General features: G+C 58.8%; 12 protein-coding genes. 3 read left to right on the top strand and 9 right to left on the bottom strand.

All coding sequences use genetic code 11. From position 1 onward, the window contains the following. Positions 1-36 precede the first annotated feature (36 nt). Positions 37-1,401, bottom strand: a complete 1,365-nt coding sequence (locus LKK40_RS04860; RefSeq protein WP_304309662.1) for an ABC transporter substrate-binding protein — start codon at positions 1,399-1,401, stop codon at positions 37-39. A 264-nt stretch (positions 1,402-1,665) separates the two neighbouring features. On the opposite strand from LKK40_RS04860, the gene LKK40_RS04855 reads away from it, so the two are divergent. Then, positions 1,666-2,286 (top strand): YesL family protein, encoded by a 621-nt coding sequence (locus LKK40_RS04855; protein ID WP_304309660.1) that lies wholly within the window; start codon positions 1,666-1,668, stop codon positions 2,284-2,286. A 26-nt stretch (positions 2,287-2,312) separates the two neighbouring features. On the opposite strand, the gene LKK40_RS04850 is transcribed toward LKK40_RS04855, so the two are convergent. From LKK40_RS04850 to LKK40_RS04820, 7 genes are all read right to left on the bottom strand, one after another. Next, positions 2,313-4,637, bottom strand: a complete 2,325-nt coding sequence (locus tag LKK40_RS04850; RefSeq protein WP_304309658.1) for a glycoside hydrolase family 31 protein — start codon at positions 4,635-4,637, stop codon at positions 2,313-2,315. A gap of 195 nt (positions 4,638-4,832) precedes the next feature. Continuing rightward, the gene (locus LKK40_RS04845) at positions 4,833-7,340 is read right to left on the bottom strand and encodes a glycoside hydrolase family 31 protein (protein ID WP_304309656.1); all 2,508 of its coding nucleotides are present in this window, start codon (positions 7,338-7,340) and stop codon (positions 4,833-4,835) included. A gap of 207 nt (positions 7,341-7,547) precedes the next feature. After that, entirely contained in the window at positions 7,548-8,753 is a 1,206-nt protein-coding gene (locus LKK40_RS04840; RefSeq protein WP_304309655.1) for an ABC transporter substrate-binding protein, read from the bottom strand. Positions 8,754-9,116: 363 nt separating this feature from the next. Continuing rightward, positions 9,117-9,953: a carbohydrate ABC transporter permease gene (locus LKK40_RS04835; protein WP_304309653.1), complete on the bottom strand. Its 837-nt coding sequence runs from the start codon at positions 9,951-9,953 to the stop codon at positions 9,117-9,119. After that, a complete protein-coding gene (locus LKK40_RS04830; protein ID WP_152580101.1) occupies positions 9,950-10,804 on the bottom strand; it encodes a carbohydrate ABC transporter permease in 855 nt (284 codons plus the stop codon). The genes LKK40_RS04835 and LKK40_RS04830 overlap by 4 nt, the downstream gene beginning before the upstream one ends. 489 nt (positions 10,805-11,293) lie before the next feature. Further along, entirely contained in the window at positions 11,294-12,625 is a 1,332-nt protein-coding gene (locus LKK40_RS04825; RefSeq protein WP_304309649.1) for an ABC transporter substrate-binding protein, read from the bottom strand. A 271-nt stretch (positions 12,626-12,896) separates the two neighbouring features. Continuing rightward, a complete protein-coding gene (locus LKK40_RS04820; RefSeq protein WP_304309647.1) occupies positions 12,897-13,592 on the bottom strand; it encodes a histidine phosphatase family protein in 696 nt (231 codons plus the stop codon). Positions 13,593-13,807: 215 nt separating this feature from the next. Here LKK40_RS04820 and LKK40_RS04815 point away from each other — a divergent pair, with 215 nt between their 5' ends. Next, on the top strand, positions 13,808-14,194 hold the full coding sequence (locus LKK40_RS04815) for a DUF4235 domain-containing protein (protein ID WP_304309645.1): 387 nt from the start codon (positions 13,808-13,810) through the stop codon (positions 14,192-14,194). A 114-nt stretch (positions 14,195-14,308) separates the two neighbouring features. Next, positions 14,309-15,157 (top strand): nitroreductase family protein, encoded by an 849-nt coding sequence (locus LKK40_RS04810; protein ID WP_304309643.1) that lies wholly within the window; start codon positions 14,309-14,311, stop codon positions 15,155-15,157. A gap of 218 nt (positions 15,158-15,375) precedes the next feature. Here the strand turns inward: LKK40_RS04810 and mscL are convergent, their stop codons facing one another. Further along, entirely contained in the window at positions 15,376-15,801 is a 426-nt protein-coding gene (mscL, locus tag LKK40_RS04805) for a large conductance mechanosensitive channel protein MscL (protein WP_304309641.1), read from the bottom strand. Positions 15,802-16,101: the final 300 nt, after the last annotated feature.

Genomic DNA, 16,101 nt, shown 5'->3' with positions numbered 1-16,101 from the left:
AAGAGATGTGTCTGCGCAGCACTTACCTGCGCAGCACTATTTGGAGAATGGCTCGACCTGCGGCAGCATGCCAAGCACCTTCTGGTTGTTCTGCCATTCCTTCTGCCAGCCGTCGACATAGGCCGATTCAAACTTCGACCATGTGCCAGTCCCCTGAGCATATTCCGTCAAGGCATTGGCCAGATTATCCTGCCACTGCTGACTAGGCACAGTAAAGCTCTGAGCCGAAGGCTTGCCCTCTTTGGCGTAGGCGCGAGCAGCCGTTGTCAACGGGTTGGCGGGCTGGTACTTGTTGTTGTCGAAGGTGGTGAACGGCACGGAGAAGCCCATCTCCTTGGACAGGGCCTCCTTGCCTTCATCGCTCGTCACCAGCCATTTGATGAAGTCAAGCGTGGCCTTCTGATCCTGCTTGGAGGCCTTCTGGTTCACCGCCCATGAGGCGTCGTAGATTGAGAACGGTCCGTACTTGTCTTCGCCAGGGATGCCGAGCCAGTACGGCAGCATACCCAAATCACTGTCGCTCACATTGTTGTCTTTGATCTGACCATAGGCCCAGACTCCGTTGGGATAGAACGCCACATCCCCCAGCGCGAATTCCGAAGTCACGTCGTCATAGCTCTTCGAAGTGAGCATCGTGCTTGGCGTCGGGTTGTTCTTGAGCTGCAGATCGAACATATCCTTGTAGTTTTTGAGATATGTGCCTTTGAGCTCGGGAGCGAAGGTCACGTTGGCGTCGCGATATTCGTAAAACAGCGGAATACGCCCCATATGAGTTGTGTAGCGGTAAGACGCCGACGAGTCGAGCGCAGGTGTGGCAAAAGCAGCTTTAATGCCAAGATCGTCCTTGTGCTTCTGCATGTCCTGGGCCACGGACTTCAGCGTGTCGTAGTCCTTGATGTCCTTGTCGCTCTTGATGACCGCGTACGGCTTCTTGGCGTACTCGTTCACGATCTTCTTGTTGTAGATGATGCCGTACCACTCGCCGGCGTACGGCAAGGTGTATGCGCCGTCGGCATCCTTATGCGAGTTGGCTTGGCCCTCCTTGTTGAGCAGCTTGTAGACATCAGTGTCCTTGAGATTCGTGAGGTACTTCTTGTACTTCGCGAACTGGTCATAGCCGCCAATGGTGAACATCGTGGGCGCTTCGCTCTTCGAGAGTTCAGAGGTAAGCGTGGAATCGTAGCTGCCGGCCGCAGCAGTGTTCACCTGCACCTCGACGCCGGTCTGCTTGGTGTAATCATCGGCCAGTTTCTGCAGCTGGTCGCCAATCTCCTGCTTGCCATTCACTAGGTAGACATGTCCTTTGCTGGGATCGGCGCTGCTCCCGCCGCAGGCCGCCAGCGTGATGCCCATGCCTAGGCTGAGCGCCGCTGCAATGAACTTTTTCGTACCGCTTCGCATTGTGTTCGTTCCTTTCGCTTATTGCCGGGGCTTCTTCGCCGCCGGATGCCGTGTCATGTCGTATGGTCATTCATCGATATGACGCAATGGCCTCGCATCGTTGCTAGTTCGCGGTCTCAAGACCACGTAATGACAACGATAACACGACGCAATCGATGCCACGCGGAGTGTTTAGGAGAACCTAGTTCGCCCCCACGCCAGCGGTGTCCGAAATTGCTGAGGATTGTCTAGAATAGAATGGTCGCCGAGCCCCTGAGGAGTGTCATGAAGTTCCTATCACCAGATTCACGATTCATGCAGGGGGTGTCCGACGCCGCCGACGCCGTGTGGATCAACATCCTGATGCTGCTCACCAGCATCCCGATCATCACCATCGGAGCGGCGCTTGTCGCCGGGAATTCCGCCGCTCGACGCACCATAGAGGGCGAAGGCCACGCAACCGCGAATTATTTCGCGGCCTTCCGCTCGAACTTTATGCGCTCGACCCTACTCTGGCTAGTGTTCGGCCCAACGCTGGCATTGCTTGCATACGCTTGGGTGGTGCTGCAGATCACGCCGTTGCTGATACCCAAATTCGCGCTGAGCATTCTGTGGATCATCGGCTTCGAATGGGTATGGGCGCTGCAAGCCCGTTTCGATAACTCATTTGGCCGAACTCTTGCAAACGCTTTCATTCTCGGCATATCGCATATCGTGCTGACTGCAACGGTGATTGCGATTGATGCAGTATTCCTCGCTTTGCTCGTGGCTTCCTGGTTCTACATGCCCCAAGGACTGTTTCTGCTGCTGGTATTCGGATACGGCACGCTCATCATGCTCCACATCCCCATCCTCGACCGCTGTCTGAATCGCTACGTCGCCTCGCAGGGCAGCGAGGCGAACTAAGCGAACATTCACGCGCCTCGACCGTTTCAGCGCTGCATAGCGATCAACGATGTGTACTCCACAACCATCGAGCGCAGATTCGCATTCTCGATGGTCTGGGCGTAAGTCGCCAGATTGATTGGCGAGGTCAGGGCATCATCGATCTTCTTGAGCACTGCGCGCTTGTCCTCGTACGGAATCTCGGCACCCTGCAACTGCTGAAGCAGCTGCTCTCGAGCGCGGGCATTCTGCTGGCCGTCACTCTGCGGCGTGCCTGCGAAGCTCTGGCCGGCCGTCAGCGTGAACTCCGAGTTGCCGTCCAGCGTGAACGCATGCAGCGTGAAGTGCAGCTGCCGGCCTTCAGGAATAATGCCGTTCGGATCGTCAACTGCGACGCTGACCACACCGCCGCGCACGGTTATCGTCGTGGCAGCGATGCTGCGATTCAAGTGCTCGCGCATCACGTACTCGTTGTCCTTGTTGCCGTACACCTGCACGTCAAGCTCCTCGGGCAGCACATCCGCCCGCTGCATCGCATCCGTGGCCATCGGCACGATCGCACCGAGCTTGGCCAGCACCGGGATGTTCTCCAAGGTGCGGCCGAGCCGAATGGTCGTCTCGCCGGTCTTGAACTGGCCGTCCAGGCTGCAGCTCGACACCATCGGGCGCTCGATGTCTTCCTGGTCGCCCTGGTAGACCAGATCGGTGAAAATGTCCATCCACTGGCCTTCGGGAAGCCACGCATCCACGAAGCCGACGTTGAGCGTCGGGTCCTGCGGCGTGGTGATCGGCGCGACCATAAGCTCGCTGCCGAAGAAGTACTGGTTCTTGACCAGATAGCTTTCCTCGTTATCTGGGTAGCGATAGTACAGCGGTTCGATAAGCGCCACGTTCTCGTCATGCGTCCCGATATTGGCGCTGTCGAGGTAGGGCACCAGCCGATTGCGCAAGCGCAGGTAGACATCCATGTATTCGCGCACATCACGACGGTACTTCCATGGCTCCTTGCCCGAGAAGGGATTCTCGGAGCTGTGCAGGCGGTTGATTGGGCTGAACACGCCCAGTTGCAGCCAGCGCAGCGAGAGCGCCGGGTCGAAGCTGCCCCAGATATGCCCGCCGATGTCGTGGCTCCACCAGGTGTAGCCGATATTCGTGGCGGTCGCGGTGAAGTACGGCTGGAAATTCAGCGAGGCCCAGGTGATAACGGTATCGCCTGAGAACCCGATGGGGTAGCGGTGCGAGCCGGGACCGGCGAAGCGGGAGAGAATCAGCCCTTCGCCGTCGTTGCGCCGCATGCTGTCGAGGAAATGGTAGTGGTTGAGATTCCACAGCGGCTCGACCTTGTCCTTGCTCCGGCTCGTTCCCTGCTGCCAGTCCAGCCACCAGAAATCGACACCCTCGTCCTCCATCGGGTGATGCACGTCGTCGAAATAGGACTCGCGGAATTTCGGGTCGTCCAGGTCGAAGATCGCCGGCTCCTCCTTCTCGATGTCCAGCCCCAGATGCTTGGCGACCGCCGGATAGGCGTCCTCGAAGGCCCGGATGCCACCGGCCGGATGTGTGTTCAGCGAAATATGCTTATGGCGCTTCTTGAGCTCTTTCAAGAATCGCTGTGGGTCGGGGAAGAGCGTGCGATTCCACGAATACCCGGTCCAGGTGCTGCCGAAGCGCGCCGGCACGTCGTCGGTGCGATGCCAGTCCATATCAATGATGGAGACGCTGATAGGCACCTGCTCGCTCTCGAACTGGTCCATCAAATCGAGATATTCCTGCTGCGTGTAGCGGTAGTAGCGGCTCCACCAGTTGCCCAGCGCATAGCGCGGAATGAGCGGGGTCGTGCCGCTGAGTCGATAGAAGTCGCTGAGCTCCTCGCGATAGTTGCGGCCGTAGGCGAAGAAGTAGCCGTCGGATTCCTCGGCTGCACGAGCCACGAAATGGCCGTCCTCGATGGCGAAGGAGTCCGTGTCATCCAGATAGGCATAGCCGTCGCGGCTCATGATGCCGTCGTCGATCGGCGTCGAACCGTCTACCAAGTCCAGCGTCGGATTGGTGCCGCCGAGATTCCCGCTGGTCTTCTCGCCGTAGTACCAGCAGGAATCGTGCAGCGTGTACTGGTATTTGGCGTCGACGTGCAGATTGCTTGCGGCGAACGGGCCGCCGTCGTAATACAGATGGAAGAATTCGGTCTCGATCTCCACCGCGTGGCCGTTATGGTCTTTCAGCACGGAATACGTGACCGGCCCGAAGTCACGATTGGCAACCAGCTGCGTATTGCGATCCTCGAACTCGCCCGACGACGAGTACTCCAAGCGAATCAGCCGCTCCGTCAGCAGCGTGAACCGGTAGTCGCTTCCTTGCACGATGGTGCTCATGATAGATCCCCCTTAGCATCTGTCGGTATGTCTTCTGTTGCTATCCGTTAATTGATACAGCTTGTTAATTGGCATGGCTTGTTGGTTGACATAGTATGTTGATTGGCACAGTCTGTTGGTTGACACGGTGCTGCAATTGCCGCTGCGGAGCCAAGAAACCAGATTCGGCTCCGCTCAAGATGCATGCGACAGCAGTCACACACGCAGCAACTGTTCTGCAACGGCGCGAATCACCGATTCGGGCATATGCGAGACGAACAAATCATGACGATGCTCGCCGTTGGCGGGCCGCTCCAAAGTGTGCAGGGCGTTGAGTGCGGCAGCGCCGTCGGCACGCACGAGCCGATCGGCCTTGTCCTTGGCCAAGCAGTCAATCTGCGCGTTGTAGAGCACGCGGAAGGCGTCGTCGGCGCTGGTGTCGTGCGCAAGCGCCAGCTCGCCGTCGAAGAGGATTTCCACGGCGGCATTGCTCGCAACCTCGGGAATCTCAACGTTCAGGCTTAATGTGCGCTCGTCGTACGCGGTCATGACCTCGATGGCCTTGCCGCCGGCGCGGGCCGACACCTTGGCTGGCTCCACGCCGCGTATCACGATGGTCCACGAGCGGCGCTCGGGGACGATGGAACCCGCAACGGCAGCGCCATCAGCGCCACCGCCCTGCACCGCGCCAATCGTAAACGTGGCGGAGCTGCCAGCGACCCAGTGCAGCGCCAGTTCGGTCGTTGCCACCGCGGATTCAACGCCTCGACTTCCGTCGTCTTCGACAAGCGTGAATGCCCCATCGGCTCCGGCGAACGCAACTACGCGCACATGCTTCGGATTGTCAATCGAGTTGATCGGTCCATTAGCCTCATCAAGCGGCTGCATAGGCACGATGCCACCGGCTTTTGCGAAGACCGGTATGGCCTCAAGCGGCCGCCAAACTTCAAGTTTGCGGCCCTCCATAGCTGGCGCTTCATAGCGTCGCCCAGTGAAGAAGTCGAACCATATGCCCTGCGGCAGCCATGCGTCCGTCTTGGCGAGCTGCGCCTCCCGGTCGATCGGCTCGACAATCGGCGCCACCACCAGCTCGGTGCCGAAGCGGAACTCATTCGGCACATCATAAGTATCGGGATTGTCTGCGGCCTGCCAGTACATCGGCTCGACAATCGGGCGTCCTTCGCTCGCCGCGCGCCAGTTCATCGTGTACAGATACGGAATCAGCTCGTGCCGCAAACGCAGCGAGGCAGTCATCGAATCGCGCACCTCGGTACGGAAGTTCCATGGCTCTTTGCCATTAAAGGCCGAATCGGTGGAATGCAGGCGATTGATGGGACTAAATACGCCGAACTGATACCAACGGGCTTCCAGTTCTTCATCACGACGGCCGAACATATGGCCGCCGATATCGTGGCTCCACCATCCGTAGCCGATATTGCTTGCTGTAGCAGTGAAATAAGGCTGGAAACGCAACGATTCCCAGCTCACCACGGTATCGCCCGAGAATCCAACTGGGTAGCGGTGCGAGCCGGGACCGGCGTAGCGCGAGAAGGTCAGCGGCCAGCGTCCGTCACGGCCGGAGTCCAGATAATGCAGATGATTGAGCATCCACAGCGGGTCCAGGCCCTTCTGCCGCGTCACGCCACCCTGCTGCCAGTCGAGCCACCAGAAGTCGATGCCTTCGCTTTCAAGCTTGTGATGCAGATCGAAGTAGGCCTTCATGAACTTCGGGCTGGTCAGGTCGAATTCGATCGGCTCCTCGCTTGCCGGATCGATGCCCATCTGCTGTGCGGCTTCGGCGTATCCATCCTCAAAAGCGCGGATGCCGTCACGCGGGTGCACATTGGGCGTGACTTTCAGCCCGTGCTGGTGCAGCGTGTCGAGGAAGCGCTTCGGGTCGGGGAAGAAGGAGCGGTTCCATGTGTAGCCGGTCCAGCCTGAGCCATATTTCGGGTCGACGGCGTCGACCAAATGCCAGTCCATATCGACCACGGCCGTGGTGAATGGCAGCCCTTCGCGCTCGAAGCGCTCGACCAGCTGCAGGTACTCGCGCTCGGTGTAGCGATGATAGCGGCTCCACCAGTTGCCCAGCGCAAATCTGGGCAGCAGCGGCGTGGGGCCGGTCAGCCGGTAGAAGTCACGTATCGCCTCGATATAGCGGTGCGCATAGCCGAACACGTACAGATCGTGGCCCGTGCCGGGGCGCGGCACGACCCAGGTGCCAAAGGTATTGTCCTCGCCGTTCACCGAGTCAGCTTCGGTCAAAATATTGGAGGCCGAATCATCCAAGACCGCCCAGCCGTCGCGCGAAACCACACCCAGACCGAGCGGCGTCGAGCCATTCGTTTCGTCGAGCGTGCGCGCCGTACCGCACAGGTTGCCCTCCTGCTCCTCGCCGTAATTCCATGTGTTGCGATTGGAGTTCACGCCTTTGATGACGACGCTCAGGCCCTCCTTGCTGAAGGGTTTCATGTCGTAGGTCAGCCGCAGCGCAGGCGTATCGAGCACCAGCCGCCCGTCGCGCACGGTGTGGGTGAACTTCGGCGTTGTACCCCAGTCGCGATTCACCACCATCTGCGTGGCATGGTCTTCGAAAACCCCGTCATCCTGCCACTCCAGGCGGAGCAGCGACTCGGTGAGCACTCCGATGCGCCAATGGTCGCCTTGGATTACGGCTTCGGGATTCATGATTGGATGGGTGTCGAGCTGCGGGAAGCGCGGCATTGCAGTACTCCTTGTAACGGTAATAGCTGTACTAACGATAATTATTGCGATACTAGCGGCAATCACGAGCCATCAACGGTACGCAACTGCCTCATGACAGCCGAATCGCCGGGGGTCTCTCATACGCATCATATGTGAACAAGATTGCCTCGGCGATTGGTCTATGGTATTCCCGCGCCCCACAACGGCTTGGGAATGCGAGTCACATTAGCTGTTGCTCTTCGAGGTCGCGACTTCCTTCGCCCAGCCGTCCACGAAGGAGCTCTTGACGCCGTCCCAATTGCCGGTGCCCTGCGCATATCCGAGGATTGAGTTAGCCAGGTTGTCCTTCCACTGCTGGCTCGGATCATACAGGAAGGCCCACGGCAGATTCTTCTTGCCTGCGGCGGTGTACTGGTCGGCAGCCTTCATGATCGGGTTGTCGGTGACGTATTTGCCGGTGAAGGTCTTAAACGGCGCGCTGAAGCCCATCGTGTGCGACCAGGCTTCGCGCCCCTCATCCGAGGTGATAAGCCACTTGAGGAAGTCCTTGGTGGCCTTCTGCGACTTGGCGGACGCCTTCTTATTGACACACCAGAAGGTCTCCGAACCAGTCGACATGCCGTAGTTCTCTTCGCCGGGAATGCCAGCATAGATCGGCAGCACGCCAATCTGATCAGCGTTCAAGCCGCCATCCACGAGGTCAGGCCATGCCCACGAGCCGTTCTGGAAGAAGACCGCGTCGCCGGTGGTGATGTCTGCCAAGGCGTCATCCATCGTCTTGCTGCTCAGCGCACTGGTCGGCGTAGTGGAATCCTTGAGGTACAGGTCGATGATGTTCTTGAACTCAGGCAGGTACGTGCCCTTGATCGTGGCCGGCTGCTTGGTGACATGATCCTGCTCGAACTCATAGGCCAGCGGAACGCTGGCGAGATGCGTGTGGTAGCGCCAGTTGGTCGAAGGGTCGAAGCCCATCGACGTAAACGCGCCCTTGACACCGAGCTCGTCCTTGTGCTTCTGAATCTCGTCGGAGACCGTCTTCAGCGTCTCGAAGTTCTTGATGCCTTTGACGCTCTTGATGCTTGCACCGGGCATCTCGAAGTACTTCTTCAAAATATCCTTGCGATAGATGATGCCGAAGGTCTCTTGGACGACCGGCACTGCAAGCACCTGGCTGCCGTCATCAGACTTGAGCGCCATAGCAGGATCCTTGAGCTGCTTATAGACCTCTGAGTCGGTCATATCGGCGGCATAGTCCTTCCACGTATTCAAGTCCACCTGCCCAAGCACATCAAAAAGCGTCGGCGGCTGGTTCTTGGCCATCTCCGATTTCAGCGTCTGCGGGTAGGTCTGCGAGGCTGCGGTCTGCACTGTGAACGGCACACCGGTCTGCTTGGTGTAGCTGGCAGCGAGATCCTTCATAGCTTGCGCCATCTCAGGTTTATTATTCAGGAAATAGATGCCATCCGCCTGCGCGGTATCGCTCGACGAGCTCCCGCCGCACGCTGCCATCCCTGCCAGCATCGCTCGCTGAGCGAAGCCGCCAGCGCCTTGGTTATTCGTTTCATGCCATACTCCTTTGTGTGTCATTGTTGTTATTTTGTGCACTCAGCGTCTGTGCCGCTCAGTGCCACTGTCACGTATTTAGTTACGGGTCTGGCAGCTTTCACGACTGCCGTATGCTGCCGCACGAGTCCTTTGCATCTGGCACGCTCAGCCAGCAATCCGGAACCATACGACGGTATCGGCTCCCGGGCTGTCAGCCGCCATGCCACATGCGACTCTGCAGCGAGCGATCTAGCCCTTGACTGCCCCGGCCATGACGCCGGAGATGATGTACTTCTGGCAGATCAGGTAGAAGATGATGATTGGCACAATCGCCAGCACCAGGCAGCCCATCATCGCGCCCATATCTACCGAGCCGTAGCCGCCCTTGAGGTACTGGATGGCGATTGACATCGTCTTGTACTTGCGCATATCCAAGGTCAGGTACGGCAGAAGGAAGTCGTTCCAAATCCACATCGTCTCAAGAATCGCGACGGAGACGACCGCTGGCTTCATGATTGGCAGCACAATGCGGAAGAAGATGCGCGGCACGCTTGCACCGTCAATCATCGCGGATTCCTCAAGCTCCTGCGGAATGCCTTTGATCACGCCGGTGAAGATGAATACCGCCAAGCCCGCGCCAAAGCCGAGATACACGAACCATAGACCCCACGGGGTATTGAGGCTGAGCATGTCGGCAAGTTTGGAAAGCGTGAACATGACCATCTGGAACGGCACAATCATATTGAACAGGAAGAGCACGTAAAGCGTTCTCGCCACCCAATTGTCGACGCGCACAATCCACCAGGCGCACATCGAAGTGCACAGCAGAATCAGGATGACTGCGCCGACAGTGACGACCACGGTCCAGCCGAAGCTGGCTATAAGATTCGTGCGCTCGATGCCGCGCGCGTAGTTCTCGAACCCGACGAACTGCTTGCCTGTCGGAATCGAGAAGGCGTTGCGCGAGATGTATGCCTTCTGCTTGAACGAGTTGATGACCACCAGCACAATCGGGAATATCCACGCCAGAGACACGACCGTAAAGAACACTCCCCACAGGCCCGGGTGCTTGATTTTGTCACTCATGCTGTCACCTCCCTGCTTGTGGACAGACGGTTCTGGACGATGGCAATCACGGCCACAATCAGGAAGAATATGACCGCCTTCGCCTGACCCACGCCTTCAAAGCCTGCGCGCCCGTAGAAGGTGCGGTAGATGTTCAGGGCCAGCAGCTCGGAGGTGTTCGACGGAGCACCGTTGGTCAGCGCCAGGTTCTGATCGAACATCTTGAAGCCGTTGGTCATGGTCAGGAAGGTGCACACGGTAATCGAGGGCATCATGAGCGGAATCGTAATGCGGAACATGGTCTGACGCGAACTTGCGCCGTCCACCGCAGCAGCCTCGATGACGTCGCCGGGCAGCGCTTGCAGCCCTGCGATGTAGATGATCATCATGTAGCCGATTTGCTGCCAGCAATAGAGCATGACCATGCCCCAGAAGCCGTAAGTGCCCGAATAGGTAATCGAGCGGCTCCAGTGCGCCAGCACGCCGTTGAGCAGCAGCAGCCAGATATAGCCCAGGATGATGCCGCCGATCAGATTCGGCATGAAGAACACGGAGCGGAAGATATTCGCTCCCTTGACGGCCTTCGTCAGCATATAGGCGATGGCGAACGCGACGATGTTCACCACAACCACCGTTACCAAGGTGAAGGCCACCGTATACACCAGCGAGCGCCAGAACTCTCTGTCGGCAATTGCCGCCGTATAGTTTTGCAACCCTACGAACTTCGCGTCCGTCACTGTGCTGAACCTGCAGAAGCTCAGATATATACCCATGACGAACGGTGCGATGAAACCAATCAGGAAGGACGCGAACGTAGGCAGGGCGAATAATGCCCACCACTTACGTATCGTTTTGCCAGCCATAGTAATCACGACAGAACCTCCTCTCTTCTTTGAGATAGGCTGCACAGCCATGTGCGACGCCTATTGTCGTGTTGTATTGACTCATTGTTGATTTGTATGCGTCAGTTCCGGAACATCACTGTTCTTTGATTGACTGAGATGACACTATCATCTTTGCCTTCCAGAGTCAAAACGTTGTCATTCTAAGTCGTTTCTTTCTGTATTTCTTTTCAGCAGTTAGTAAGAATCGTTGATATTACTGGATTTTCACTCTACATAAAGTAATGAAAACGTTTGTCGCATAGGACGCTATTCATGTCATTGCTTCATAGATTTGTTGCCTCAGGACGCACCTTAGCTCCTTGCATCCAATCCATACCACTGCCCCATACCGCTTTCCCATATTGCTGCCTCTAGCGCAAAGGCGGTGAGCGACACAATAGACAGGCCGGCCTCCGCGCAGCGACATCAATCGCAGCAGTCGAAGGCCGGCCCAACGCATAGCTGACAGATAGCGCATCAGCCCGCGTGCGCGGCCTGGTACTCCTTGGCCCAGCCGTCGACGTATGCAGACTTGACCGCATCCCACGAGCCGGTTCCCTGCGCGTATTCAAGCATCGCATTGCCCAAAGCGTTCTTCCACTGCTCAGACGGCATCAGCGTGAAGTTCCAGCTGACCGGGGTCTTGCCGGACTTCTGGTCGTCAACGGCAGCCTGAACCAACGGGTTGTCCGCCTTGATGTCCGCGAAGGTCTTGAATGGCGTCGTGAAGCCCATATCCTTGCTCAGCGCGTTCTTGCCTGCGTCCGACGTGATGACCCACTTGAGGAAGTCCTTGGTGGCCTGCTGGTCTTCCTTGGAGGCCTTGGCGTTGACGCACCAGTAGTTCTCGGACCCCGTGGCCAAGCCCTGGTCCTTCTCGCCCGGAGCGCCGATGTAAATCGGCAGCATGCTCACCTGACTGGCATCCATGCCGGCCTTCTGCAAATCGCTCCAGGCCCATGTGCCGTTCTGATAGAAGGCCGCCTCCCCGAGAGCGAATTCGGAGTTTGCATCATCGCCGGTCTTCGAGCTCAACTGGGTCGGCTCGGTCGTGGAATCCTTGAGGTAGAGATCAAAGATATCCTTGAACTGGGGCATGTACGTGCCCTTGATGGTCGCGGGCTGTGTGGTGATATTGTCCTTCTTCAGCTCGTAGTAGAGCGGGATGTTCGCCAGATGGGTCTTGAAGCGCCAATCCGAGCTGGAATCGAATCCGGCCGAGGTGAAGGCGCCCTTGATGCCAAGGTCGCCCTTGCGCGCCTGCATGTCGTCAGTCACTGCCTTGAGCTTTGCGAAGGAGTCGATGTCCTTGACCGACTTCGCCTTGGCCCCAGGCATCGCGAAGTACTTCTTGAGGATGTCCTTGTTGTAAATCAGACCGTAGGTCTCCATCGCGTAAGGTATGCCGACGACCTTGTCGCCATCCTTGAGCGCCACATCCGGATTCTGCAGCTGCTTGTACAACTCGGTGTCCTTGAGATCGGCCGTGTACGACTTCCAGTTCGCATAGCCGACCGGCCCGTTGACCTGGAAAAGCGTCGGGGCCTCGCTTTTGGCCATCTCGCTCTTCAACTGCTGCTCGTAAGTGCCGGAGGCCGCCGTTTGCACGGTCATCGGCACGCCAGTTTCCTTGGTGTACGTCGCCGCGAGATCCTTCCACTGGTCGGCCGCCTCCGGCTTGAAGTTGAGGAAGTACACCTTGCCTTTGCCGCTGTCGGACGCACCCGACCCGCCGCATCCGGCGAGCGCCCCCAACGACATGGCGGTGACGGCGACAATCGCCATCGCTGACTTCATTATGCGATTCATCTTCGAATCCTTTCATTTCCTATACTCGGCGCATCAGAGCGCTACATCGCGTTATGACCGCCAGAACACAGCCTTGTGTTCAGTTTCATTATACCGTATTTCCCCCTGCCCTGCAAACGCTGACCTAGGAGCAAAACTGCCGAGATGCCAGCGGCGAAATCCGTTGGCATCAGCCAAAAATTGCCAGCCGCCGAAGGCGAGTCACACACGATATATTGGGCCAATCACCTCAGCCTGTGGGGCAACTCACACTCGCTGAGGTAAAGGCTCATTACAGATTCCAGTGCTCGATCACCGGATCGCCCTTGTACACGCCCAACGCCGAATAGTGCGCGGTGTCGAGGCGCAGCAGCCTGGCGAGATGCGGGTCGACGCCGAGCCACTGGGTCGTCAAGATGCGCAGGATATGCGCGTGGGCGACGAGCAGCACGTCCTGACCGGCCAGAATGATCGGCAGCATCTCCCGCGCGACCTCGGCGGCGCGGGCCGCGACCTGCGCGATGGTCTCGCCCGGCCCGTTATGCACGCTCACCTGCTGGCCGGACGGCAGGGTCTCAACGCGATCCCCCTCCAGCTCGGCTCCCAGCGCTTCGGTGCCGTCGCGCCACAGATTCCAGCTGCGGCCCAAGGCGTCGCTGAGCTGAGCGCGCGTGCGGCCCTCGGCGCGGCCGTAATCCCATTCGGCGATGCCAGGGCATACGCGCGCATCGCCGAATCCGGCATCGTGCGCTGTCTGACTGGCTCTGCGCAAGGGACTGGAAAATACTTGCGAACCAAAGCCCTCCGGGTATGCCTGCCGAATTCGCGCGCCAGCTTCGACGGCCTGTCGCTCGCCGGCATCGGTCAGCGGGAGATCAGTGCGCCCTGTATGCTGCCCGGACACGCTCCACACGGTCTCACCATGGCGCAGCAGCACCAGATGACCGGTCTGAGAGGCGCCGTTGCCTGAAATGTGAAAATCGTTCATAGCCCTACTGTAGTACATGCTGTACCGGCCACATATCTGATGGTCGCATATCTGGGCTGCGCGTCGTCCCTTATACCAGCCACGCGCCGTCCTCGCGCTCGGCCTGCGCAACTGCACACCGGAGCTGGAACATAATTGCGCAACCCGGCCCGCTCTGCGCTCATCGCAACGCGTACCCTGTTTTTGTCGCACGCCAGGTGAATTACTATAGGACTATGAGCGACACAAGCAAGGACTCCGAAGTGCGTCTGGGGAAATCGGCCAATAGCATCGTCGATGGCCTGGGCGCCGTCGACAGCAAGGTGGATGCGATGACACACGCGCTAAAGAACGACCCCGACACCCTCGGCGACAAGATCTTCAAGGCCGCCGTACCTGCGCTGACCGGGCTGGTTGCCGGCAAGATATTTCAGACCTTGTGGAATAAGGGAGCCGCGCGCCGGCACTCCGGCAGTTCCGAGGACGATGCCCAGCAAGGGCTGCTGATGACCCTGCTGTTCGCCGGACTGTCAGCGGCATTCGGCGCGATTCTCTCCCAGCTATCGGTTACGGGCTCGCGAGCCTTCGTCTCGCATCGACAGGTCAAGCGCCAGAACAAGTAGGGCGGGTAAAGCGGCCGACGCTGGCGAGTCGATTATTCGGCCAAGCCAGCCCCCGCTCTTTCCCCACAGCTAAACCCTCGCCCGAATGGGACGGCCGCTTGCGAGAATAACGGTATGTCTGATACTTCCAATACTTCCGCTGAGACCGCCGCTGCCGCTGAGACCGCCGCCGCCGACAGCCTGGCCACCAGCACCGTCACCAATCCCGTTATCGAAACGCTGCTGCAACGCCGTTCCATCCGCAAGTTCAAGCCGAACCCGATTTCCGAAGAGGTCATCGCGACGCTGGAAACCGTGGCGCAGCATGCCGCTTCCAGCGAATACCTCAGCGACTGGTCCGCCATCCGCATCACCGACGAATCGCTGCGCCAGCGCATGGCGCAAATCGGCAACCAGCACTACATCGGCGAGGCGCCGCTGCTCTACGTGTTCGTCCTCGACGAGCATCGCAACGCGGCCATTGCGGCACGCGGCGGCGTCGACGTGCACAGCGACGCATTCACACTCAATACGAGCTATCGCTTCTCCCAGGCGCAGAACGATGCCGTGCTCGCCCTGCACGCGATGGAGACGGCGGCGAATTCGCTGGGTCTCGGCTGCGTGTACCTCGGCTCGCTGCTCAACGATGCGCAGGCCATCATCGACGCGCTGCAGCTGCCCGAATACACCTACCCGGTTCTGGGACTGGCAATCGGCGAGCCCGATCAGACTCCGGCACTCAAGCCGCGCATGCCCCGCTCGATGCAGTTCTTCGAGAACGTCTACCCCGATGATGACAGCAGCGTGCTCGAACCGCTGCCCGACTACGACGCGATCGTGCACCAGTACTACGATCTGCGCCACACCGAACGCCCCGTGGACGCCTTCAGCACTCAGACGACCGCCAAGGCGACCGACCCCGCCAATCTGACGAAATCAGTCGGCCCTGTCGCGCAAGGCCAGGGCTTCACGCTCGAACGCTGAGAGGCGAACCTGCGGTGCCAAGCATGCCGCCGAGGAGATATGCCATGAGCCGATAGGCGAGCAATATGCGGCCGATAGGCGAGCAACGAACAGGGGCCTCGACGCATTATGCGCCAAGGCCTCTGTTCGTGAACCCATGATCGATGGTTCACTCGATGATTGATAGCTGATTGATAGCGGACAACCCGAAGCACACCGGCCCGGGCAGGGACGCGCTACTACTTCAGAATGCTTCCCGCATTGTTGCCCTTGGCCAGCTCGTCGCGAATCTCCTGCAACAGGGCCACAGTCTGCTCTTCGGGGCTGAGCGGCTCCTCTTCCTCGTCTTCCACGCCGTGCCGGGCTGCGGCCATATCGCGGAATTTGTTGATCGGCAGCACGATGCAGAAGTACACGGCTGCAGCGACGACCAGGAAGTTGATGAGCGCGCCGAGAACCGCGCCGAAGGACACCGTGGAGCCGTTGGCAGTGAACGCCAGCAATCCGCTCATATCCTCTTTGCCGAAGATCATCGCGATCAGCGGGTTGATGACCTTTTCGACGATTGCGGTGACCACGGAAGTCACAGCGGCGCCCATAACCACGCCGACTGCCATATCCACCATATTGCCCCGGGCGATAAACTTCTTGAATCCGTCGAGCATTTCTTCTCCTTGTACATACATTGGATTGTTGTTTCACCCATCAGCGTAGCGCGAAGGGTGGCTACGGCGCTGTAACGCACCGCTTTGCCGGTACAGCTGCGCCCTCGCAAGGCCGTCGACGCACTCCATGCGGCTCATCCGAACATCGATGCCAAAGGCGAAACCAACATAGAACCGACCCGGAACCGACCCAAAACATGCCGCGAAATCGACAGATTGCGGTCGCAGCCACGCCCGTGGGCGCAACGCCATGCCGTTTGCCCGCATCCGCGCTACCGTAGTACTGAATCGATGGTACGT

This window comes from Bifidobacterium tibiigranuli (assembly GCF_022655035.1).
Lineage (GTDB): Bacteria > Actinomycetota > Actinomycetes > Actinomycetales > Bifidobacteriaceae > Bifidobacterium > Bifidobacterium tibiigranuli_A.
This window is presented reverse-complemented; position numbering and strand designations above follow the sequence as displayed.

Bases quoted from the DNA above. Each gene is read 5' to 3' on its own strand.
- LKK40_RS04860 (WP_304309662.1), bottom strand. From the start codon at position 1,401: ATGCGAAGCGGTACGAAAAAGTTCATTGCAGCGGCGCTCAGCCTAGGC.
- LKK40_RS04855 (WP_304309660.1), top strand. From the start codon at position 1,666: ATGAAGTTCCTATCACCAGATTCACGATTCATGCAGGGGGTGTCCGAC.
- LKK40_RS04850 (WP_304309658.1), bottom strand. From the start codon at position 4,637: ATGAGCACCATCGTGCAAGGAAGCGACTACCGGTTCACGCTGCTGACG.
- LKK40_RS04845 (WP_304309656.1), bottom strand. From the start codon at position 7,340: ATGCCGCGCTTCCCGCAGCTCGACACCCATCCAATCATGAATCCCGAA.
- LKK40_RS04840 (WP_304309655.1), bottom strand. From the start codon at position 8,753: ATGGCGCAAGCTATGAAGGATCTCGCTGCCAGCTACACCAAGCAGACC.
- LKK40_RS04835 (WP_304309653.1), bottom strand. From the start codon at position 9,953: ATGAGTGACAAAATCAAGCACCCGGGCCTGTGGGGAGTGTTCTTTACG.
- LKK40_RS04825 (WP_304309649.1), bottom strand. From the start codon at position 12,625: ATGAATCGCATAATGAAGTCAGCGATGGCGATTGTCGCCGTCACCGCC.
- LKK40_RS04820 (WP_304309647.1), bottom strand. From the start codon at position 13,592: ATGAACGATTTTCACATTTCAGGCAACGGCGCCTCTCAGACCGGTCAT.
- LKK40_RS04815 (WP_304309645.1), top strand. From the start codon at position 13,808: ATGAGCGACACAAGCAAGGACTCCGAAGTGCGTCTGGGGAAATCGGCC.
- LKK40_RS04810 (WP_304309643.1), top strand. From the start codon at position 14,309: ATGTCTGATACTTCCAATACTTCCGCTGAGACCGCCGCTGCCGCTGAG.
- mscL (WP_304309641.1), bottom strand. From the start codon at position 15,801: ATGCTCGACGGATTCAAGAAGTTTATCGCCCGGGGCAATATGGTGGAT.